The sequence below is a fragment of the Campylobacteraceae bacterium genome (assembly GCA_013215945.1).
Taxonomy (GTDB): Bacteria; Campylobacterota; Campylobacteria; order Campylobacterales; family Arcobacteraceae; genus NORP36.
This window is the reverse complement of the sequence record JABSOM010000002.1, coordinates 19,105-41,602: the sequence shown is the minus strand read 5'-3', so window position 1 is coordinate 41,602 and position 22,498 is coordinate 19,105. Positions and strand designations below refer to the sequence as shown.

23 protein-coding genes and 1 tRNA gene are annotated in these 22,498 nt (G+C 29.2%); 15 read left to right on the top strand and 9 right to left on the bottom strand.

Annotation, left to right across the window (positions count from 1 at the left end; translation table 11 throughout):
• The first annotated feature begins 80 nt into the window (after positions 1-80).
• From HRT41_02145 to HRT41_02115, 7 genes are all read left to right on the top strand, one after another.
• Complete coding sequence (locus tag HRT41_02145; GenBank protein NQY22805.1) at positions 81-686, top strand: hypothetical protein; 606 nt, start codon at positions 81-83, stop codon at positions 684-686.
• A 105-nt stretch (positions 687-791) separates the two neighbouring features.
• A complete protein-coding gene (locus tag HRT41_02140) occupies positions 792-1,073 on the top strand; it encodes a hypothetical protein (protein NQY22804.1) in 282 nt (93 codons plus the stop codon).
• A gap of 1 nt (position 1,074) precedes the next feature.
• Entirely contained in the window at positions 1,075-1,290 is a 216-nt protein-coding gene (locus tag HRT41_02135; GenBank protein NQY22803.1) for a hypothetical protein, read from the top strand.
• Positions 1,287-1,643 (top strand): hypothetical protein, encoded by a 357-nt coding sequence (locus HRT41_02130; protein NQY22802.1) that lies wholly within the window; start codon positions 1,287-1,289, stop codon positions 1,641-1,643. Before HRT41_02135 ends, HRT41_02130 begins: the two co-directional genes overlap by 4 nt.
• Positions 1,640-1,918 (top strand): hypothetical protein, encoded by a 279-nt coding sequence (locus HRT41_02125; GenBank protein NQY22801.1) that lies wholly within the window; start codon positions 1,640-1,642, stop codon positions 1,916-1,918. Before HRT41_02130 ends, HRT41_02125 begins: the two co-directional genes overlap by 4 nt.
• Positions 1,908-2,450: a hypothetical protein gene (locus HRT41_02120; protein ID NQY22800.1), complete on the top strand. Its 543-nt coding sequence runs from the start codon at positions 1,908-1,910 to the stop codon at positions 2,448-2,450. Before HRT41_02125 ends, HRT41_02120 begins: the two co-directional genes overlap by 11 nt.
• Positions 2,447-2,647: an AlpA family transcriptional regulator gene (locus tag HRT41_02115; protein ID NQY22799.1), complete on the top strand. Its 201-nt coding sequence runs from the start codon at positions 2,447-2,449 to the stop codon at positions 2,645-2,647. The genes HRT41_02120 and HRT41_02115 overlap by 4 nt, the downstream gene beginning before the upstream one ends.
• Here HRT41_02115 and HRT41_02110 read toward each other — a convergent pair.
• From HRT41_02110 to HRT41_02080, 7 genes are all read right to left on the bottom strand, one after another.
• The gene (locus tag HRT41_02110; protein NQY22798.1) at positions 2,644-3,843 is read right to left on the bottom strand and encodes a tyrosine-type recombinase/integrase; all 1,200 of its coding nucleotides are present in this window, start codon (positions 3,841-3,843) and stop codon (positions 2,644-2,646) included. The two genes, HRT41_02115 and HRT41_02110, sit on opposite strands and share 4 nt — an antisense overlap.
• A 194-nt stretch (positions 3,844-4,037) precedes the next feature.
• A tRNA-Ser gene (locus HRT41_02105) sits at positions 4,038-4,125 on the bottom strand.
• 133 nt (positions 4,126-4,258) lie between these two features.
• The gene (locus HRT41_02100; protein ID NQY22797.1) at positions 4,259-4,615 is read right to left on the bottom strand and encodes a hypothetical protein; all 357 of its coding nucleotides are present in this window, start codon (positions 4,613-4,615) and stop codon (positions 4,259-4,261) included.
• Positions 4,615-5,376: a M48 family metallopeptidase gene (locus HRT41_02095; GenBank protein ID NQY22796.1), complete on the bottom strand. Its 762-nt coding sequence runs from the start codon at positions 5,374-5,376 to the stop codon at positions 4,615-4,617. Before HRT41_02095 ends, HRT41_02100 begins: the two co-directional genes overlap by 1 nt.
• A gap of 110 nt (positions 5,377-5,486) precedes the next feature.
• On the bottom strand, positions 5,487-7,217 hold the full coding sequence (locus tag HRT41_02090) for a DEAD/DEAH box helicase (GenBank protein NQY22795.1): 1,731 nt from the start codon (positions 7,215-7,217) through the stop codon (positions 5,487-5,489).
• Between the two features lie 163 nt (positions 7,218-7,380).
• Positions 7,381-7,944, bottom strand: coding sequence for a hypothetical protein (locus HRT41_02085; GenBank protein NQY22794.1), 564 nt, complete (start codon positions 7,942-7,944; stop codon positions 7,381-7,383).
• 93 nt (positions 7,945-8,037) lie between these two features.
• Positions 8,038-8,388: a RidA family protein gene (locus tag HRT41_02080; GenBank protein ID NQY22793.1), complete on the bottom strand. Its 351-nt coding sequence runs from the start codon at positions 8,386-8,388 to the stop codon at positions 8,038-8,040.
• Between the two features lie 324 nt (positions 8,389-8,712).
• Between HRT41_02080 and HRT41_02075 the strand changes: the two genes are divergently transcribed.
• Entirely contained in the window at positions 8,713-9,825 is a 1,113-nt protein-coding gene (locus tag HRT41_02075; GenBank protein NQY22792.1) for a glycosyltransferase family 4 protein, read from the top strand.
• A gap of 25 nt (positions 9,826-9,850) precedes the next feature.
• Here HRT41_02075 and HRT41_02070 read toward each other — a convergent pair whose 3' ends face one another.
• Positions 9,851-10,699 (bottom strand): RluA family pseudouridine synthase, encoded by an 849-nt coding sequence (locus HRT41_02070; GenBank protein ID NQY22791.1) that lies wholly within the window; start codon positions 10,697-10,699, stop codon positions 9,851-9,853.
• Positions 10,700-10,884: 185 nt separating this feature from the next.
• Between HRT41_02070 and HRT41_02065 the strand changes: the two genes are divergently transcribed.
• The 4 genes from HRT41_02065 (at position 10,885) to HRT41_02050 (ending at position 16,640) form a co-directional block, all read left to right on the top strand.
• Positions 10,885-11,355 carry a molybdopterin-dependent oxidoreductase gene (locus HRT41_02065; GenBank protein ID NQY22790.1) on the top strand — a complete coding sequence of 157 codons (471 nt, stop codon included), beginning with the start codon at positions 10,885-10,887 and terminating at the stop codon, positions 11,353-11,355.
• The gene (locus tag HRT41_02060) at positions 11,348-13,414 is read left to right on the top strand and encodes an EAL domain-containing protein (GenBank protein NQY22789.1); all 2,067 of its coding nucleotides are present in this window, start codon (positions 11,348-11,350) and stop codon (positions 13,412-13,414) included. The genes HRT41_02065 and HRT41_02060 overlap by 8 nt, the downstream gene beginning before the upstream one ends.
• A 66-nt stretch (positions 13,415-13,480) precedes the next feature.
• Positions 13,481-14,263, top strand: coding sequence for a reverse transcriptase-like protein (locus HRT41_02055; protein NQY22788.1), 783 nt, complete (start codon positions 13,481-13,483; stop codon positions 14,261-14,263).
• 118 nt (positions 14,264-14,381) lie between these two features.
• A complete protein-coding gene (locus HRT41_02050; protein NQY22787.1) occupies positions 14,382-16,640 on the top strand; it encodes a methyl-accepting chemotaxis protein in 2,259 nt (752 codons plus the stop codon).
• A gap of 25 nt (positions 16,641-16,665) precedes the next feature.
• Here the strand turns inward: HRT41_02050 and HRT41_02045 are convergent, their stop codons facing one another.
• Complete coding sequence (locus HRT41_02045) at positions 16,666-17,397, bottom strand: IclR family transcriptional regulator (GenBank protein NQY22786.1); 732 nt, start codon at positions 17,395-17,397, stop codon at positions 16,666-16,668.
• Between the two features lie 348 nt (positions 17,398-17,745).
• Here HRT41_02045 and HRT41_02040 point away from each other — a divergent pair, with 348 nt between their 5' ends.
• Genes HRT41_02040 through HRT41_02030 form a run of 3 tightly spaced genes read left to right on the top strand, consistent with a single transcriptional unit; the run spans position 17,746 to position 22,486 of the window.
• Complete coding sequence (locus tag HRT41_02040) at positions 17,746-18,879, top strand: aldolase (GenBank protein ID NQY22785.1); 1,134 nt, start codon at positions 17,746-17,748, stop codon at positions 18,877-18,879.
• 10 nt (positions 18,880-18,889) lie between these two features.
• Positions 18,890-21,412: an AMP-binding protein gene (locus HRT41_02035; GenBank protein NQY22784.1), complete on the top strand. Its 2,523-nt coding sequence runs from the start codon at positions 18,890-18,892 to the stop codon at positions 21,410-21,412.
• Between the two features lie 9 nt (positions 21,413-21,421).
• Complete coding sequence (locus HRT41_02030; GenBank protein ID NQY22783.1) at positions 21,422-22,486, top strand: MaoC family dehydratase; 1,065 nt, start codon at positions 21,422-21,424, stop codon at positions 22,484-22,486.
• The last annotated feature ends 12 nt before the right edge of the window (positions 22,487-22,498 follow it).

The following is a 22,498-nucleotide window of genomic DNA, read 5'->3' as shown; positions in this document are numbered from 1 at the left end:
CTTTAAAAATACTTTAATCTATTGACAAAACACTTTAAATCAATTATACTTGCACAATAAAACTCAAATAAGGTGTAATTATGAATAGTATAAACTTAGTTAAAGTGAACTTCAATTTAACTCATGTAGATGTTATAGAGGAAACACAATCAATAGTAGTAAAAGATATTTGCGAAAATATTGGACTAATCTTTTCAGGACAATTCACAAAGATAAAAACAGACCCAAGCTACCAAAGTAAATTAATTAAAGTTCAAACTAATGGTGGAGAACAAGAAGTATTTACAATCCCATTATCAAAACTAAATGGTTGGCTGTTCAGTATCAATCCAAATAAAGTTAGACCAGAAGTAAAACAAAAATTAATCGAATACAAAAATGAGTGTTTTGATGTCTTAAATAATTATTTCAACAAAGGAATTGTAGTTAATGAAAAGTTCCATAGACAACAAATAAACGGTTACAAATCTCAACTATCACAAAAAAATAAACTAATAGCCAACCTCAAAAAAAATAATAGTCAAACCACAATAGAACAAGAAATAAGAAAGCTAATAGAAAAAGGCTTGAAATACGATGAAGAGAGAAAAAGGTTTGAGAAACTATATGGAGAATATTGGAGATTAAAAGCAATAACAAATAAGTTGCAGAATACTTTTAATGAACTAAATTTCCTAAACATCTAAAGGTAATAACAAACCCTAAGCACACACATAAGTTATGCAATCTTAAGTATAGGGTTTGCATTGCTGAAAAGTATAACTAAAAATTAATTTAATAAGGAATAAGTAATGGCTTGTAAAAATATGTTTCCTAAGGGTGCAGGTTTCGGCTTTATTTGTAGTGATATTGGACATAAAAATAAATCTGATACCTTTTATAATGAAGAACAAAAAAAAGATGTTAAAAAGTATAAATATGAATTTATAAAAATGATAAAAAAATATACTAAATGTGATTCTTATGGAGCATATCATGAAGTTATTGCACACATTGAAAATGTAGGATTATCTGAATTAAATCTTAATGACCCTTTTGAAGATGTAGAAGAGTGCGTTAGTTATTGGGATTGATATGAAAAAAGAAAAATTAAAACAAAATGATTGGTGTTTCTTTTGGAATGAAAATATTAAAAAAGGAGTTGTTTATCAATTTTTTGAATATAGCAAGCACAAGCATCCTTATGTCTCAATAGATAAATCAGATGATAATGATTTAAGTTGGTGGTTAAATGCTAGAAAATTAACTGATGAAGAATTTGAACAAATTATAGATAAGGAAAAACAATGAAGAAATTAGCATATAGCCTAGATGGAGAAACATATTACGAGAGAGAGCATATTGAATATGAACTTGAATCATATGGTGAAAGTGACATTGTTTATGTTGGAGAACAAATAAAACAAAAACATAGTGATTTTATAGGTATCGATGATTTAATTGAAAAAATGAAAGAAAATGCACATGAAGTTTCTCCTGATTTTTCAGATGATTACTTAGGAGACATGACAAAAGAACATCAAAATAATATTGAAAAGATTATTCTTGATTATTTGGATAAAAACATTGAACAACCAACTTTTTATTTAATTGAAAATGTGAAAGAAATTACACCAGAAGAATTTTTAAAGGGTAATAAATGAAAAAAATAATTATAGTTAAAACAGTCGAAATAACACTTGGTGCAGAATGTGACAAACTATCAGACACTCAACTAATAAATGATATTCAAGGGCTATATGATAACTATGGAATTGATTCAACTATGACAATGGGAGAAAGTCAAGAAACAGAATCCATTCATATTGAGTCAATAAATGGTGAAATGGTTTTTAGTGATGGAGGAAGGCTTGATTATGCAGGAGGTGGCCCAGTTATTATTGATGGGAAAAAGCTTTGGAGAGAAGATGATGAATAAATATAAAATTTATGATACAAAAGAAAAAAGATTTTTGGGATTGCACGAAGCCGCCATAAGTAATGAAGGTAATGTTATTACTTTTAAAAATGGTGCAATTTATGATGTAGCAACTAATAGCAATAGATATACAATTCACTACTACATAGGTAAAACAGATATAAACGATAAAAAGATTTATGATGATTGTTCTATTATTGAATTTGATTTTATTGGATTCGGAGATAATGAAAGTGTTAAATATAACGGTTTTATTAAATGGAACAAGTCAAGGTTTAGATATGACATAGAAACAATTTCTCATGGAGATAAAGATGGTGATAATTATATTTTTGACTTAGGAAAATGCATTGATAGAATAAAAAATATTAAAATCATTGGAACACTACAAGAAAAAGCATCAGTATGTGGTTCGTGTCATGGGGACGGTGAATATGAGGTATCTGCAGGAAGTCATTCTTTTTTTGTTGATTGTCATTGCATTAAAAATAAAAAAGTACCAAGACACAACTTAAAAAAGGAAAAATCATGAGTGAAAGAATAGACAGAATATTAAAAATCACAGAAGTAACTGATATATTTGGCGTTTCACGACCTACAATTTATAACAGAATTAAAAGCGGTGATTTCCCTAAGCCTATAAAATTAACAAAAGCCTCCGTAGGATGGCTTGAATCAGAAATTAAAGCTCTAATCCAAAATAAAAAAGATGAAAGAGATAATTCCTAGTCTTTTTTTAAGTTATCTAAAAAACTACTCCACCAGTTCATTAAATCAATTCTTTCATCCAAATATATTGCTTTATTATAAATTTGATGAACAGTACTTCCAACTTTATGAGCAAGCTGCATTTCAATAATATCACTCTTAATTTTATGTATTCTATTATTTTCATGTAACAATGTTGAAGCAGTATGTCTAAAGCCATGAGCCGTCAAATCAAACCCCATTCTTTTTAATGAAAAATTCAGTGTGTTTTCTGATAAGGTTTTTGAATTAGATACTCTTGATGGAAAAACATATTTACTTACATCTTTACTTACCTTCTTCATTTCTTCAATAACCCCTAACACACTACTTGACAATGGAACAATGTGATCCTTTTTTGTTTTCATTTTTGTACCAGGAATAGTCCATAGCTTATCTATGAAATTAATTTCATTCCATTCCATATATCTTAAATTATAAGGCCTTACAAATAAATGTGGCAAAATTTTTAAAGCCATTTTTGTTGAATAATCCCCTCCATAGTAATCAATAGCATGTAGTACAGCAGAAAGCTCTTTTATATCTGTAGTATGTGCGAAGTTTTTAACTTCTACTTTCCTAAATATTAAATTTCTATCTACATCCCCCATAATATTTCTTTTAGCTTTCCCAACTGTTGAAGCATATCTATAAATTCTCTCTACTATGTTAAAAGTTCTTTTAGCAGAAACATTTGCTCCCCTCTTATCTATAATCTGTAACACCTCTACCATTCTCAAAGATTCAATATCGTCCATATACTCTTCTCCAACGTATGGATAAATATCTTTTTCTAATTTCCTAATGCAATCACCTTTGTATCTCTCATTCAAATCCTCACGCATCATAAAGTACTCTCTAGCTACGTCAATAAATTTATGTTCATCTTTTCTAATATTTTTATTTTTTGCTCTAGAAGAAGGGTTAATATTATTGCTAAGGCCTTTTAAAGTATCATTCCGTTTCTCACGAGCTTCTTTTAATGTTAATAAAGGATATTTACCAAAAGATAATGTATTTGTTTTTTTCTCATAGACATATCTAAGGTACCATCTTTTAATTCCATTACTAAAGACTTTAAGATACAGACCACTTCCATCATATAACTTGTAATCTTTTTCACTTACTTTTGCATTTTTTATTTCAGCTTCGCTTAGAGGTTTCGTGATTCGAGCCATTAAAGTCCTTTGATTGTAGAAAATAAGGGTACACTTTTTATTTTCAGAAAGTGTACCCCTAAATGTACCCTTAAAAATCTTTAATTCATCTTTATTAGACTATATTGACTTTTACAAGCTATTTTATTAAGAACCTAGTATAGGGCTAATTATGGGAGTTATATGTAAGTTTTTGATTGATTTTGATTGTATAATGGCAGACGGTAGGGGATTTGAACCCCTGGTTCCGTGAAGAACACTAACTTTCCAAGCTAGCGGATTAAACCGCTCTCCCAACCGTCTTTAAGTTTATTCTACAAAAGATGTAAAATAATTTTGTGTGTAGAGTTTTATCAAGTTTTTACTTTAGCTTGGATTAGTTTGGGCGTATTTGTTCTTTTATTTTTTAAATTTAGTGCCAAGGGTTCAGCTTTCATCATTTTCTTGTTTTTACACACTGATAATAATATTGATAAGCCCCTCTTCCTTTTTTAGGAACAAGACCAAGACCCAAATCTTTATCCAATAAAAGCATTGTTTTTTCATTTGAATAAGAAATTAATTCATTCTTTTTCATTTTAAATTCATAAATTTCATCTGCGCTGGAATAAAGTTTATTTTTGTGCAACATTATCTTTAAAGGTTTTTTAATTGCTTCATCATAACTAAGGGTTATTCTTTTTCCTTGTATTATATTATAGGTATTCAAACAGGTATATTTAATATTTTGTTCAAAAACTTTAGAAGCAAAAAGCGCGGGACTTAATAATACAAGAGCCAATAAATATTTCATTATTGTTTTTTCTCTATTTTTCTAATAACATCATTAATCTTTTTGATTCTGGTACTTGAACTGGGATGTGTTGAGAAAAATTCATTTTTTTCTTTTTTTCCAAGGCTCATATTTTGCCAAAATTTTAAGGCTTCTTTTGTATCATAACCTGCTTTGTCCATTAAATAAATACCTATTTCATCGGCTTCACTTTCTTGCATTCTTCCATAAGGCAACATAACACCAAATTGACTTCCAATACCGTAAGCTTGATTAAAAGTATTCGTATATTCAGGTGCTTGTGATGCTATTACAACATTTCCTATAACTAACAAACCTTTTTGCAGCATTGAAGAAGTCATACGTTCAGCCCCATGCCGTGCAAGCGCATGAGCTATTTCATGAGACATAACCGTTGCTAGTTGATCATCATTTTTAGCCGCTTTTAAAATTCCTGTATAAATCACTACTTTTCCACCTGGTAAACAAAAAGCATTCATTGCTTTGTTTTCTACTAAATTAAATTCCCATTTAAAATCAGGTCGATTGGCGATTTTGGCTATTTTTTTTCCAATTTCTTTTATTTTTCGTGATTCTTTTGTATTGACAATTACTTTTGATTTTTTAAGTGTTTCTTTATAGCTTTTTTCGCCCAAAGAAAGTTCTTCTGAGACAGACATGAAAATCATTTGTGATCTGTTGGTATAAGGCGTTTTACTTGAACATCCAAGTATTATAAACGCAAGTAGAAAAGTTAAGATTATATTTTTATAGTATTTCATTTGAATCCTTGATACTGAAGATTATATCAAACATTATATTATTTAAAAGTGGATTTGTTATAGAAAAAGAGTAAAAAGAAGAAAAGCCATTGCTTTTCTACTTTTATGAACTAATAATTAGCTGGTCTTCTTTTTGCGCTTGGTTTAGAAGAAGGTTTATTGTCTTTTGAAGAAGAAGTAGAAGATGAAAAAGATGATTTTGATCGTGAATCATTGTTTTTTGAACGTCCATCACTTCTGTTTCTTGAATCATTTGAGTTAGCACGTGAATCGTTGTTTCTTGAACGTCCATCGTTTCTGTTTCTTGAATCATTTGAGTTAGCTCTTGAATCATTGTTTCTTGGACGTCCGTCAGTTCTGCTTCTTGAATCATTTGAGTTAGCACGTGAATCAGCGTTTCTTGAACGCCCTTCATTTCTGCTTCTTGAATCAGTTGAGCTTGCTCGTGAGTCATTGTTTCTTGAACGTCCATCATTTCTGTTTCTTGAATCATTTGAGTTAGCACGTGAATCGTTGTTTCTTGAACGTCCGTCATTTCTGTTTCTTGAATCCCCTGAGTTTGAATGTTCTTCTTTTCTTGAACTTCCATTTTCATTACGAGAATGTTTTCGATCAGCGTTAGTACGTCCTCCTCTATCATTACGAGGTTTAGAGTTTCCTCTTTGGTTTCCTCGATTACCACCTTGTTTAGGAGGGCTAACTTTCTTTTGAACAGAAGTAAAATCATCAATTTCTATTACTTCAACATCTTTTTTAATTAAAGTTTCTATGTCTTCAAGCATTTGCATTTCTTCACCACATACTAAAGACATAGCAACACCATTGTTTCCAGCTCGTCCTGTTCTTCCAATTCTATGTACATAATCTTCTGGAACATTTGGTAATTCAAAGTTTACAACATGAGGAAGTAAATCAATATCAATTCCACGTGCTGCAATATCTGTTGCTACTAAAACCTTGATTTTACCTGCTTTAAAATCTGCCAAAGCTTTTGTTCTTGCACCTTGAGATTTATTTCCATGAATGGCAGCTGAAAGTATAAAGTTCTTGTTTAAATGCTCACTTAATTTATTAGCTCCATGTTTAGTACGTGTAAATACAAGTACTTGTGTCCATTTTTCTTCATGAATCAAGTGGGTTAATAAAGCTTTTTTTGTATCTTTATCTACATAATGAATAATTTGTTTGATTTGCTCAGAAGAAGTATTTCTTCTTGCAACTTCAATTAATTCTGGTTGGTGTAATAAACCATCTGATAATTTTTTAATTTCATCTGAAAATGTAGCAGAGAAAAGAAGTGTTTGTTTGTCTTTTGGTAATACTTTTAATATTCTTTTAATATCGTGAATAAAACCCATGTCTAACATTCTGTCTGCTTCATCAAGAATTAAACACTCAATATCACTTAAGTTAATACTTCCTTGAGACATTAAATCCAATAATCTTCCTGGTGTTGCCGTTACGATATCAACACCTTTTTTTAAGATTGCTTTTTGAGGGTTGATTCCAACTCCACCAAAAATAACGCAAGATTTAAAAGAAAGATATTTTCCATACGTTTCAATACTCTCAGCAACTTGTGCTGCTAATTCTCTAGTAGGCGTTAAAATAAGTGCTCTTACTTTAGGCTTACCTTTTGTTGGGTTCTGATTTAATAATTCTAATAAGGGAAGAGTAAAACCAGCTGTTTTACCAGTACCTGTTTGTGCTCCCGCTAGAACATCTTTTCTTTGTAATACAATAGGAATGGCTTGAGCCTGAATTGGAGTAGGACTTGTATATCCCTGATCTTCTATTGCTTTTAAAATTGGTTCACATAAACCAAGTTGTGTAAATAACATTAACTACCTTTTATTTTTTGTCTGTAATAATATAAATGCTTCTGCATTTAGGGATTAATAATTTGTTTGGATGTTTACAAGACTTACGTTAAACTCTTTGTTTAAATCATCTTGAAAAAAGCGCATTATACCATAATAATTAAAAGATTTTCTTTGTAAAATTTTACTCTTCTTTTTCTTTAAAATAAAAAGAAGTTTTGTTTTTGTTTTCACTCCAAGAATATGCTTCATCTTTTAGTACTTTTAAATAAAATAACTCCCCAGAATTTCTCCATGCATCTAAAATCAAACCGCCTAAAAAATTCTGATAAACGGAGCTTACCACCAAAGCATTGTGCTCAAAATACTCCCCTTTTTTATGAACCGCCCAATAAAATTTAAATGTTTTAAAATTATATTTTTTAATTTTTTTAACCAAATCTTGCGTATAATCATAACAAAAACCGCGCTCTTTAAGCCCTAAGTTAATCAAAGAATTATGCATCCAAGCACTGCCTGTTATATTATAAGAATTGGCAAGTTCTAAAGAATGTAGTATGAGTATGCGTGAGAGTATTTTGGCTTCTTTTTTATTGATAGTTGAAGATAAAGAAAGTAAATCATGCTCTAATTTTTTTATTTCATAGTTTTGGGGACTTGAAATGTTTTTATATTTTTTATCTACGCTGTATTTTGAAGAACAAGAAACAAAAAAGAATACAAAAAAAACAAGTACTAATAGTTTCATATTCATTTCCTTTTTTATTTAAACTATTTTGTAGCTAATATTTAAAAGCATACAAAACACAAAATTTTTATATCTAAAAAATACTTTCTTCTCTTACGCTTTTGAAGCAGTAAAAATGATTTCTAACAAGGTGGTAGGACTGGCCATATTCGCTTCTACACAAGCACGAGCTGGAGGAGTATCTTTTGAAACCCATTCATCCCAAATCACATTAAACGCTTTAAAATCACTGTATATATCTTTTACAAAAACTTCTGCTCTTAAAATATCATGTTTTGAAATGCCAGCAAGTGCAAATCTTTCTTCTGCCATTTCTAATACTCTTTTACTTTGTCCTGTAATATCTAAGGTTTTATCATCTGAAACGATTCCTGCGAAATATACTGTATCTCCATGAATTACGATACGACTCATTCTTTTATCTACTAAGTCTCTTTTTATCATTTATATTCCTTAAATTTTATATCACAGTATAGCAAGAAATAAACACTTTATTGTAAAAAAACGAAATTATTAATAACTTTTTAGAGATAAATTTGGCAGTAAATATTTTATAAACAATTATCATTACAAATCCCATAAAATAGCTAAAAAATTTATTTACCTAGACTAATTAAGCTGCTTTAATAAACATATGATAACTATAACAAGGGCTATAGCTAAGTAAATAATTTTATTTGAATAAAAGCAATAATGACACAATTAAAATGTTGTTTATTTGCCCTATTTTTATGCTAAACTTTTTCATATTTTAATTAAGGAAATACAATGGATAAATTTTTATACTTAACAGATCAAAATGAAAACAGCGAAAATACTTTTATAGGACCCTTATTTGAGAAATACCTAAATAAACACTTTATTGTACATATTGTTTATTTTTCTAAAACAAACTATGAATTTTCTATAAAAAATGGAAATCAATTTATTATGCCTTTAAAATACAAAAATGAAATTATAAGCGAATTGGCTAAAAATGACATCTCTTTAAATGATTATTCTTTTGTTCTTGTACGAAATCATACTTCTATTTTAAAAGAAGTATTAAAAATCAAACATATATACAATTTTAAACTGGGCTTTAGACTCTCTTTTCCAAAACGTATTGCAAAATTGCAAAAAGATGAAGCAAACAACAAAAAAAGTTTTTTTGATGTAATTTCAAATAAAATCAAAACCTTTACAGAAGCTTCTTTAATAAATGAATGTGATATTTTTCTGCCAACCTCAAGACAAATGAGAGATGATTATTTACAAAACGTTAAAACAAGAACCTTTGTTATTCCCTCCGCAATTGATCCAGAAGTTTTATATCCAAATATTCAACATGAAGGGGAAGAAAAACGCTTCTTTTACGCAGGAACGTTGGATAAATTAAGAGAATTTGAAACCGTTTTAGAAGCTTTTTCAAAAATAGATACAAGCAAATTTAAATTAATGATTTCAACTAAAGATCCTAAATATTTAAAAGAAATGATTTCTAAGTACCCAAACCTGGAAGATTCAATAGAAATCCACAATGCAAATACGAAACATGAACTTTTAGAGCTCATAGCAAAAGCAGATATAGGTTTAGCAATACTGCCAAGTATTACTTTGTTTAACAGCTCAACACCTATGAAGGTCCTTGATTATTATGCTTCAGCCATTCCATGTTTAATGACTAATAATGCAAACAATGCTTCTATTTTTGATGCCGATTCAAGTGCTTGGATGTGTGATTTTACAAAAGAAGAGATAACAAACAAACTTGAATATATTATTTCATTATCCAAAGATGAAGTTTCACAAGTAGGATTACAAGGACAAGAAAGACTTCTTGCTGTAAGAAACTATAAACGCATTGCAGATGAATTAGCTCACCAACTTAATATCTTATAAAATAAAACCTTCTACGTTTTATATCTTAGGATAATAAATCGTAGAAGTCTTTTGGTGCTTCTTGTTTAAAGCTTATTTTTTTATCATCTTTTGGATGATAAAAAGAAAGTTCACAAGCATGTAAAGCCATACGTGGTCCTTTTTTTCCATAACGTTCATCACCAATAACACTGTGGCCCAAATATGCCATATGTGCTCGTATTTGATGCTGTCGTCCAGTTTCTAAATTCACTTTTAATAAAGATCTTTTATTTTTCTCTTTTAGTACTTCATAATGAGTAATCGCTTCTTTTGCATCTTTATGTGCACCTACATGCATTTTATAAATTTTTTCATCCAAACGTAAAGGTTCGTTAATTGTAGATTTTTTTACTTTTAAGATGCCATGTACTATGGTTAAGTATGTTTTAGTACTTAAAGGCCATTTGCTCATTATTTGTTCTCGCCCTTCTTTTGAAGTAGCAAATAAAAGAAGACCTGAGGTATCACGGTCTAATCTGTGTACTGGCCACAAAGCAATTTTATTATTTCCACGACTTAATTGTCTTCGCAATATTGCTAAAGCATGTTCTTTGTTCTCACTAGCACTTGAAACACTTAACAGTCCAGAAGGTTTATTAATAAGAACAATATCTTTGTCTTGGTAAATAATTTCAACACTTGCAAAAGAAGAGGATGTTTTACTAATTACGCCAATTTCTACAATATCATCTGTTTTTAAAGCAAAATCATGTTTATTTTGCATAATCTCATTAACTCTTACACTTGCATTTTGCAAACGTTGTTTTACTCTTTTTTTAGGCCAAGACTGCAGTTTTGAAAATAAAAAGTCCAGAAGTTTGGTATTTTTTTCTACTTTAAATTTTTCTGCCATTGTTGCTATGCCTTATTTTTTTGTATTTTGAAAGTATAGCTAATAAATTTATTTTCCTCTATCCGAAGAAAAAAAATTCTTATAAAAAAATTTATTAATTTATTATTTATTTACTTTTATTCGCTGTTTTCCCATAAAATATAAGTAAATTTATGTTATTCTTATTTAAAATCAAAAGGTTAAAAATGAAATCTATTTTTTTAGTATTATTCTCTTTATTTATCTTAAGTTCAAACTCTTTAGCAAATGAAAAAGAAGTTTTATTGACATTAACCAGCGGCGAAAAAACAATTCACTTAACAAGAAAAGACTTAGAAAGATTTAATCAAATAACTATTAAACAAGTAACATTCTGGACAAAAGGACAAACCTCTTTTACAGGTCCTTTATTAAGAGATATCTTAGATAAATACAAACTAAAAGGGAAAAAGTTTGTAGCAAGTGCTTACAATGACTATAAAATTACTATTCCTACAAAAGATTTTTATAACTACGACGTAATTATTGCAAGCCATGTAAACAATAAAGAACTAACAGTAAGAACAAAAGGTCCTTTATGGTTGATGTACCCTTGGGGAGAAAACACAGAATTGGATCAAAAAACATATTATTCTCGTGCAATTTGGCAAATGACAAAAGCAAATATTAATGACTAAAAAAAGAGACAGAAAACCTCTTTTTTTTATTGCTATATTATTGGGCGTTTTTTTATTAAGTTTGTTAAGTTCTGTAATGATTTTCAATCAAGCTGCTTATCAATCAAAAAAAGAAACTACCTATCATATGTTGTTTTATATGACACAATATGAATATGAATTAAGACAAATTAATTTAGCAATTACAGAAGTATACTACCAAAAAAACGAAGAATGGGAAAGTTTTGACAAGTGGTTTAATATTTTATGGTCACGCGTTGAGGGTTTATATATTGGAGGTTTGAACAAAGAAATTGAAAACAAAGCTTTTGATTTATCTTCTTTAAAAAAAAATATGGCAAAAATAGATGAAGATCTTTATGTTAATAGAAAAACAGTAAATAAAAAAGTCATTTTTGAAGTAAAAGAACTCTTAAAAAAAATGACACATGATGTACATGCGTTTAGATTAGGAAAAGAGTTTGACAAACGTCTGATTTGGAAAAACGAAAAAGCATTTACTTTTTCATCTTTTAAAAATTCTATCATTATTAATATGATGACTTTGCTTTTTTGTTTGTTTATTATATATTCTTTGTACCGCAATAACAAAAACTTAAGTAATTTACAAATCACTTTAGAAAAGCGTGTAAATTCTCGTACTAAAAAACTACTAAAAAGTAATTTAAACTTACAAAAAGAAATAGAAGAAAGATATCTTGTTGAAAATAAACTAAGAAAATCCTATGAAGAAGCAAAAAAGATATCTGCTTTGGTTCAGAACCAAGCAAACTACGATTTTTTAACCCAATTAGCAAACAGAAATCTTCTTTTGGAACGTTTTTCCCAAGCGTTAATTAGGGCAAAAAGAGAAAACAATAAAGTTGCTTTGATTTTTATTGATTTGGATAGATTTAAATATGTCAATGATACGTTTGGACACAGTGTGGGAGATTCACTCTTAAAAGAAGTAGCTGCAAGGTTGCTGTATATTTTAAGAGAAAGTGATACGGCTTCTCGTTTAGGGGGAGATGAGTTTGCAATTATTTTACCCGATGTAAAAAAAGAGCAAGAAATTGAAATTGTTGTTCAAAGAATTCTGGAGAGTTTGGTAAAACCCTTTAATTTAGAGGGTCATGAAGCTTTTATTTCTGCAAGTATTGGCGTTACTTTTTTTCCAGAAGATGGGCAAGATACAGAAACACTGCTAAGAAAAGCAGATACAGCCATGTATAAAGCCAAACAAAAAGGACGAAATAATTTTCAATTTTTTACCAATGTTATGGATTTAGAAATTCAACACAGAAGAGAATTAGAAACAGGTTTACACAAAGCCTTGGAAAAAGAGGAATTTGACATTCATTATCAAGCTATTGTTGATATAAATACTAATGAAATTACAAGTGCGGAGGCTTTAATTAGATGGAAAGATCCTATAAAAGGGTATATCCCACCTGGTGATTTTATTTCTTTAGCCGAAGAAATTGGTTTAATTGTAGAAATTGGAGAATGGGCTTTAAAAACAGCTTGTAAAGAAGCAGCTTTATGGGAAAATCTTTTTATAGATGCACCTAAAGTTGCTGTAAATATGTCAAGCAGACAATTTCAACTAGTAGATACAGCTCTTTTAGTTAAAGAAGCTTTAGAAGAAAGTAACTTAAAAGCAGAACGTTTAATACTTGAAATTACAGAAGGTTTATTGGTTAATGATGATAAAAAAACATTAAAACAACTGAATAAAATTAGAAAAATGGGTATTGATTTATCTATTGATGATTTTGGTACTGGTTATTCATCTTTGAGTTATTTAAAAAAGTTTCCTATTAGTAAATTAAAAATTGACCGTTCTTTTATTCATGATTTGGATAAAAAAGAAGAAAATAAAGCGCTTATAAAAGCAATTATTGCAATGGCAAACAGTTTGAATTTAAAAACAGTAGCAGAAGGTGTGGAAACACAAGCGCAAAAAGATTTTTTACAAAAATACAATTGTAAGTATTATCAAGGTTATTATTATTCAAAACCCTTAAATAAAGAGGATTTTATGCTTTTACTTGAAAAAAATAAAATAAAAAAATAAATACTTCTTTTAAAGCTTTTTTCCTTTATACATTTGATATAATCCAAATAAAAAACTAGGAATACAATGATAATTGATAATGCTTTTTTAGAATTAATACTAAAAGACTCCCAACTAAATACTGCACAAGAAAATATTTTATCACTAAAAGAAAAAGACTATACGAAGGTTTTGAATAAAGATATCTCACTTGAACAAGCTGCTTTACTTATATTATTAAGAGGAACTTTTTCAAAAGAAACACAAGAACAAATACAAAAAAACTATTTTTCAATTAAAACCTTTAAAGAAGAATTATCAAAAACAAAAACAATCAAAAAAAACAAAACAACCGTTCAAAATAATAGTTTAACAATCTATTGTGATGGCGCGTGTTCTAATAATCCAGGAGAAGCAGGAAGCGGTTTGGCTTTATATTATGATGAAAATGCACCCATTTTGTTATATGGGCAGTATCACAGTATGGGGACGAATAATACGGCTGAGTTAAATGCTTTGTATAAAGCTTTATTATTAGCCCAAGAATCACAAGCTTCACGTATAACTATTTATTCTGATTCAAAATACAGTATAGATTGTATTTCAAAATGGGCATATTCATGGAAAAGTAAAAACTGGACTAAAAAAACAGGGGAAATAAAGAACTTAGAAATAATTAAACTTGCACACAATCTTTATGATGAAATAGAAAATAAAATCAGCTTAAAACATGTAAAAGCACATGCCGGAACACAAGGCAATGAATTAGCGGATAGAATGGCAGGTTATACTATAGATGCAAAAAATACGGACTATAAACAATATGATTACGAAGACATAAATATACCCTTATCATTAAAAAGAGATTAAATTAAGACTTTGACTTTAACTACTTGTAATTATATATAATAATTAAACATGTAATTAAATTGTAACCAACTTAGATTATTATTCCTTAAATTATTTAAATATATTTTAAGGATGTTAAATGTTTTCTACTATGTCGATTCGTGTAAAACTGTTTTCTTTATTACTCTTAACCATTGTTTCTTTAGGTTTATTAAGTGCTTTAATGTATGTATCAACCCAGGATACGAAAGAATTTGGTCAAATAGAAAGTAAAATTGAAAAATTACAAAGTGACATGCTGATGTTACGAAGGAATGAAAAAGATTTTATTTTACGAAAAGACTTAAAATACAAACAAAAGTTTGAGAAAAATATTAATGTTTTAATAAACGATATCAGGTATTTAAAAAAACATTTACAAAGCCAAAATATTGAAAACAATAAACTTACTCTCTTTTCAAAATTCGTATTAGAATATAAAAACGATTTTTACGATTTTGTTAAAAATCAAGAAGAAATTGGGCTTCATCCAAAAGATGCATTGTATGGAAGTTTAAGAGCAAGTGTTCATAAAATACAAGATTATGCAAAAAAATCCAAGGATTATGAACTCTTGGCGAAAGTCTATGATTTAAGAAAACAAGAAAAAGATTTTATGTTAAGACTTGATTTAAAATATGTAGATAAATATAGTAAAAAGATTGATGCTTTGTCTTTAGAATTTACTAATAATAGTGAATTAATCAATAACCTGTATTCGTATAAAGAAGATTTTTTATCTTTAGTTGGGGCTCAACAAAGAATTGGCCTTTCAAGTAAACTTGGGGTTCAAGGTACAATGAGAAAAACGATTCATAAAGCGGAGACTTTATTATCTACACTAGCAAAAGAAATAAAAAATACAACAAGTCAAAAAATAGAAAATATGATTCAATTCTCTTTAATCATTTCTGCATTATTAATTCTAATTTTAATTACTTTTATACTTTTAATTATCAGAAGTATTACAAGCTCACTTGTTTCATTCCAAGATGGTTTTTTAAATTTCTTTAAATACATTAACAAAGAAAGTAAACATATAGAGCTTTTAGAAGAAAACTCAGAAGATGAATTAGGAAAAATGACCAAACTTCTTAATAAAAATATTCTAAAAACAAAACAATTAATGGAAGAAGATGAAATTCTTATTGAAGAAGTTAAAAAAGTTGTTTCTTTAGTAAAAGATGGAAAATTGTTACAAGAAATAAAGGCAAGTACTTCTAATGATAGTTTGGATGAATTAAAAACAAGTTTAAATGATATGCTGGAAACCATTTCAAACAATGTTGCAGATGATGTTAATGAAATACAAAAAGCCTTAGAAAAATTTCATAATCTTGATTTTTCTTATAGAATAACTTCTTCAAAAGGAGCTATGGTAGATAGCCTTAATTCTTTGGCGGAAACAATTAGTGAAATGTTACGGCAAAATAAAACCACAGGATTACGTTTAGAAATCAGTTCCAATGAATTATTAAAAAATGTTAAAAACCTAAGTAAGTCTTCAAATGAAGCAGCCGCATCGCTTGAAGAAACAGCAGCAGCTATTGAAGATATCTCTTCTGTTATGAGCGATACTACTTCTGATGTATCTAAAATGACGTCTAATGCGAATAAATTAAATACTTCTGTAAAAGAAGGGGAAGATTTTGCAAAACAAACAACACTTGCGATGGATGATATCAATAAAGAAGTAGAATCCATCAATGAAGCAATAGGTGTAATTGATCAAATTGCTTTTCAAACCAATATTCTTTCACTCAATGCTGCTGTTGAAGCAGCAACAGCTGGGGAAGCTGGAAAAGGGTTTGCAGTAGTTGCCCAAGAAGTAAGAAATCTGGCTTCACGTTCAGCCCAAGCAGCAAAAGAAATAAAAGATTTGGTTGAACATGCAACAACAAAAGCAAATACAGGAAAAGAAATTGCAAATAAAATGATTGCTGGATATGCAGGTTTAAATAAAAACATAGAAAATACCTTGAGTTTAATTAATAAAATAGAAACAGCAAGTTCAATGCAACAAAATAGTATTCATCAAATATCAAATTCAATTAATTTATTAGATAAACAAACACAAGAAAATGCAAACGTTGCAAGCATCACACAAGATATTGCTTTAGAAACACAAGACATTGCTTTAGTGATTGTTAAAAATGCGAATGAAAAAGAATTTACAGGTAAAAACAGTATCCAAGCAAGAGAAATTCCTCTCAAAGAAGAAACAAATGATTTCCTTGTAATACAAAACAGTAAACAAGTTTTACAAATTGAAGATAAAAAAGCAGTAAATAAAAACATTGCTATTAATAGTGCGAAGTTTATTCAAGACGACAGTAATGATGAGTGGGAAAGTTTTTAGACTAAAAGCAAAAGCTTTTAGTTTTTTAGATTCTAATTTTCTTAGAAGAGAGTTTTAACATTTGTAAAGCAATACTATGTAAACTCTCTTGGCTTAACCTAGCTGATAAACCAGCAATTCCAACCGCTCCTAAAAATGTATTTTCATAATCAAAAATAGGCACAGCCAAAGAACTTAAACCATATTCAAACTCTTCTTGTTCAAGTGCATATTTATTTTCCAAGACCCTGTTTAATTCTTTTTGTAAATAACGTGTTTTTAAAAGAGAATTTTTTGTATATTCATTTAAATCCAAAATAGAAATATCAATATCACTGTAAGCTAAAATAACTTTTCCCAAAGCCGTACAATGTAAGGGCGCATAAGAACCTATACTGTTTCTCATTTTTATAACACGCGTAGAATTATCTATTTGATTTAAATACAATAAAGAGTTGTTATCATTAATGGCTAAATAAACACATTCATTGGTAAGATTAAAAATATCTTCTAATAAATCTTGACTGCGTTGGATTAACACATCTTGACTGGCTTGTGAAGTCATAATATCCATAATGTCTGCTTTTACTATCTCTTTTGTATTGCCTAAGTATTTAATAAAACCTTCGTTCATCAAAGAAGTAATTAACCTAGACATTGTACTTTTATCAATATCAAGTTTTTGACACAACATAACAGCAGTAAGAGGTGTATTTGAAAACAAGATTTCTTTTAAAATCTGAAGACCTCTTGTTAATGACTTATTTTGATTGCGCATAAAGAACTTTCAAGCATTTATTTTTCATTACTTGTAGTATATAATAAAAAAATTTAAGCTTCTTTTAGCAAATGTAACAAAATGGTAAAATAATTTTTACAAATTTTGAAATTTTTCTTTCATTATCTGCTATTTTTGAAAAAAACTTTCTCATTATGTGGGAAAAACTTTTTTGTATATTCAACAATGCCTACATACAAGGCTCTACATAATATATAAATAATAGCTTAAAAATAAATATTACATTTTATTTTTATGTTTACACCTGTTTATTATGATTAAATTCTTCTATCGACATGTGTTACTAAAAAGAATTTAAGAAATATAATAAAGAAAAAGGCGTAAATTATGACTTCAGCAACAGTAGATTTAACAAAATTAACCGCAAAAGATGATTTGTTTCCAGTATTAGGAGGTCATTGGCCAGGAATTCAAATTTATTACCCACCTATTAAATTTAATCCTTTAGATGGAAATTATGAAAGCATTGCAGAAGCTAAATTAAGACTTCAAAAACATGCCTATAAAACAAAAGCACATACACTGTTATTTGATTTAGAAGATGGCTGTAGAATGAAAGAAATTTCTAGAAAATTACTTTTAGAAGAATTACCTAAGTTTCCAGAAAGAGATTTTCAAATTGCCATTAGAATTAATCCTTTTAGAACAGATGAATATGAAGAAGATTTAAAACTAATTAAACAAGTTCATAAATACATTGATGTAATTGTATTAGCAAAAGCTGGGGAAGTATATGGGGATGCTGAAATTAGAGATTTATCTTCTTGGTTAGTAACTATTGGAAGTAAATTAACAATACAACCTATTATTGAGCATCCTAAATCTTTACAAATTGCAGATAAATTAATGTCTTATTCTACGGTTAAACATGTAATCTTTGGTATTCATGATTTCTCTAAAGCAATGGCATACAAAATCACACCTGAGGGTTGGATTGATGAATTAGAGACTTTCTTTAATATTCTTACTATGGAAGCTAGGATTCAAGGATGTGGAGTAATTGGAGGGGTTGAAGTATTATTAACACCCAACTCTCTACCTGATTCTTGTTTAGAGAAAAAAGACATTAGAAGATGGTTGGATTTACATGGGGATGATGCATCAAGACATGTTTATGCACATGCAAAAAGAGAAACAGCTATGGGACTTACAGGAAAACAAGTAATTACACCCAATCATATTAATATTTGTAAGGTTGCATTTACTCCAAGCCCACAAGAAATTGCTAAAGATGTGTTTATATTAAAAGCAGCGCTTGAAGCAGATGCTTTATTAAGTGGTGCGATACGCTTTGAAGGGAAAATGTTAGATCCTCCAATGTTTGGTAAATCTTTACAAAATATTTTAAGAGCCTATGCTTTAAAAAGTTTAAACAAAGAAGATCAAGATTTTGCATTAACGGTACTTAATAAAATGCCTTTACATACATTTAAAGAAAACTGGCCATTTGGTCAAATATAAGGAGTTTAGTATGAAAATAGAACAATACCCACAGTTTGAAATAAAAGTTCCAGAATTTTTGAATATTGGTACGGCTTGTACAACTTCTCATATGGGAACAATTAAAGAAAATGCAACCGCTATGATTATTGAAGATTCTTCTTTAGGTACTTCACAAATTACCTATAAAGAATTAAATCAACAATCAGATAAATTTGCCAATTTTTTATTAAGTATTAAATTAGAGCCAAGAGACCGAACCTTAATATGTTTGAAAAATTCTTTGGCTTACCCTATTACTTTTTTTGGAAGTATTAAAGCGGGAATTGTTGCAGTTCCAACATCAACCCTTTTATCTGGGCCTGAAATTAAATATTTAGCAACAGATTCTCAAGCAAAAGCAATTGTTGTTTCTTTTTCTATGTATGATACTTTATTGCCTTACTTAGAAAACTTAGACAATTTAAAACATATTATAGTTTCAGGAGCTAAAGATATTACCTCTTTGCAAAAACCTCATGGAGCAAGGTTATATTGTTTTGAAACATCTATTGAAAATGCACATGTAACACCCAATCATTATAATTCAAAATCTGGTGAGCCTGCATATTTAGTATATACATCTGGGACTACTGGTTTTCCAAAAGGTGTATTACATTCTCACAGGTCATTAATTGGGCGCGCACCTGCTAGTGAATTTTGGTTTGATTTTAAAGACAATGATAGAATTATGCATTCTGGTAAATTTAACTGGACTTATGTTTTAGGTTCTGCATTAATGGATCCATTATACAAAGGGCAAACCGTTATTGCTTATGAAGGAAATAATGACGCTAAATCATGGGTTGAGCTTATTAAAAAACACAAGTGTACTATTTTTATAGGTGTACCTACAATTTACAGACAAATCCTACAAAAAACAAGTTTTACAATAGAAGATTGTCCAAGTTTACGACATTGTATGAGTGCGGGTGAACATTTATCTTCTGAAATGGTATCTTTATGGCAAGACAGATTTAAACAAGATATTTATGAAGCTATTGGAATGAGTGAGTTTTCGTATTATATTTCACATTCAAAATTCAGACCAATACGACCAGGATCAGCTGGTTTTGTACAACCTGGACATAATGTAAAATTATTAAACCCTGAAACAATGGAAGAAGTAGGACCACAAGAAGAAGGTATGATTTCTATTGGTTTGGAAAATCCGGGATTATTTTTAGAGTACTGGAATCAAGAAGAAGAAACAGCAAAAGTAAAAAGAAACGGTTATTTTTTAACAGGAGATTATGCTAAAAAAGACAAAGATGGTTATATTTGGTTCTTAGGAAGAAAAGATGATTTAATCAATACCTTTGGTTTTAGAGTAAGTCCACATGAAATTGAGAGAGTAATTAAAACACATGAAGATGTAAATGATTGTGTTGCAGTAGGTTTAGATGTGGAAGCCGGTAAAACCATTGTTGCTATTGCTATTTTAAGCGATAAAAAACTTTCTAAAGAAGATGAAAATAAAATATTGGCTTTTGGACAAAAAAACTTAGCAAAATACAAAGCACCTAAAAAAATCTTTGTGGTAAATGATTATCCTAAAACAAAGAATGGAAAAGTTTTAAGAAAAGAGTTGATTAAACAACTTCTTGCCCTAGGAGATGACGTAAGCCCTACATTAAAATCTGAAATATACAGACCAAGACGTTCTATGTTATTTGTACCTGCTTATAATGAAAAAAATGTACAAAGAGCAAGAATAGTACTTGCAGATGCTATTATTTTTGATTTTCAAGCTATTTTGCATGATCAAAAAGATGCAGCTAGAAAACTACTGGTAAAAGAATTTAAAAAAGACGATAATTTTGGAAATTCTGAAAAGATTGTAAGAATAAACAGATTAGATTCTGAGCAAATTAAAAAAGACCTAGAAGTACTAAATACAATAAAAGTAGATGGCGTTTTATTTTCAAGTATAGAAAGTGCTAGTGATGTAAAAAAAGCACAAAAAATTATTGACAGTATTGATTCAAAACTGGAGTTAATGATTATGATTGATACACCTTTGGGTGTATTAAACATTCAAGAAATATGTGCACAAAGTTCAAGTTTGGCTTGTATTATTATTGGTACGAATAATTTAGCACAAAAACTTCAACTCAATATTAAACACGGTTCAAAAGCAATGTTTCAATATATGAGTCAAATTTGTTTAGCTGCAAGGGCTTATGAAAAAGTAGTAATTGATGGACCTCATTTTAATGTACAAGATGAGTTCTCTTGTGAAGAAAGTGCTAAAGAAGCATTTTATTTAGGATGCGATGGAAAAGCAGCACTTCACCCTATTCAATTAGAATATATAAATGATATTTTTACACCTAAAAAAGCAGAAGTTGAAAATGCAAAAGAAATGATATCTGCTTATAATGAAGGTCTCAAAGATGGAAAAGAAGTAATAAAATTCGGATACGAATTGGTTGACAAATCAAGAATTAATTGGGCGCAGCGAACGATCACATTATACGACAGATTTAAAGAAATTGGAAAAAGTTCATTCTAAGGAGATAAGGTGTCTACAATAAGTACAAAAGTAAACCATGGTAATTTTTTTGAAGATTTTACCATAGGTCAAAAAATCATTCATCCTCTTGATAGAACAATAACAGATGGGGATGTATCTTTTTATATAGCGCTTACTGGAAGCAGATTTGCTTTGCATTCAAGTGATGTTTTAGCAAAAGATTTTGGTTATTCTAAACGGCCTCTTGATGATATGCTGGTTTTTCATTTGACTTTTGGAAAATCTGTTCAAGATATTTCTTTAAATGCGATTGCAAATTTAGGCTATGCAGAAGTAAGTTTTGCAAATCCTGTATTTGTAGGAGATACAGTAAGACTAGAAACGCAAGTTATTGGATTAAAAGAAAACTCCTCTGGCAAATCAGGCGTAGTTTATGTTCATTCTCTTGGTTATAACCAGAAGAACGAAGAAGTTTTAAACCTAAAACGATGGGTAATGATTCACAAAAAAGATCCAAGTGTAAAATCAGATATTAATGAAGTGCCTAGTTTTGCTAAAACAACAACAATTTCTTCAAAGATTTCTATTCCACATTTGGGAAATATTAATACACAAAAAACAGGTGGAGAGTATTTTTTTGAAGATTATAGTGTAGGTGAGAGAATTAATCACAGTGAAGGTCTTACGGTTGATAACAGTGATCATACCTTAGCAACTAAGTTATACCAAAACAATGCAAAAGTACATTTTGATGATTATATGATGAAAAGTACTCCGGTAGGTCAAAGGCTAATGTATGGAGGCCATGTTATTTCAATTGTACGAAGTATAAGTTTTAATGGTTTACAAAATGCACAATGGATTTATGCTATTAATGCAGGAACACATTGTAATCCTACTTTTGCTGGGGATACTATTTATGCTTATACAGAAATTTTAGAGAAAATTGAAGTAAACAGAGATGATATTGCACTTTTACGTTTAAGAAGTGTTGGTTTAAAAAACATGCAAGCAAAAGATTGTCTTGCTTTAAAAAATGATGAGGGAAAATACAACAAAAATGTAGTTCTAGATTTAGACTATACCGTTGTAATTCCTAAAAAAAACAGATAAAAAAAGGAAAAT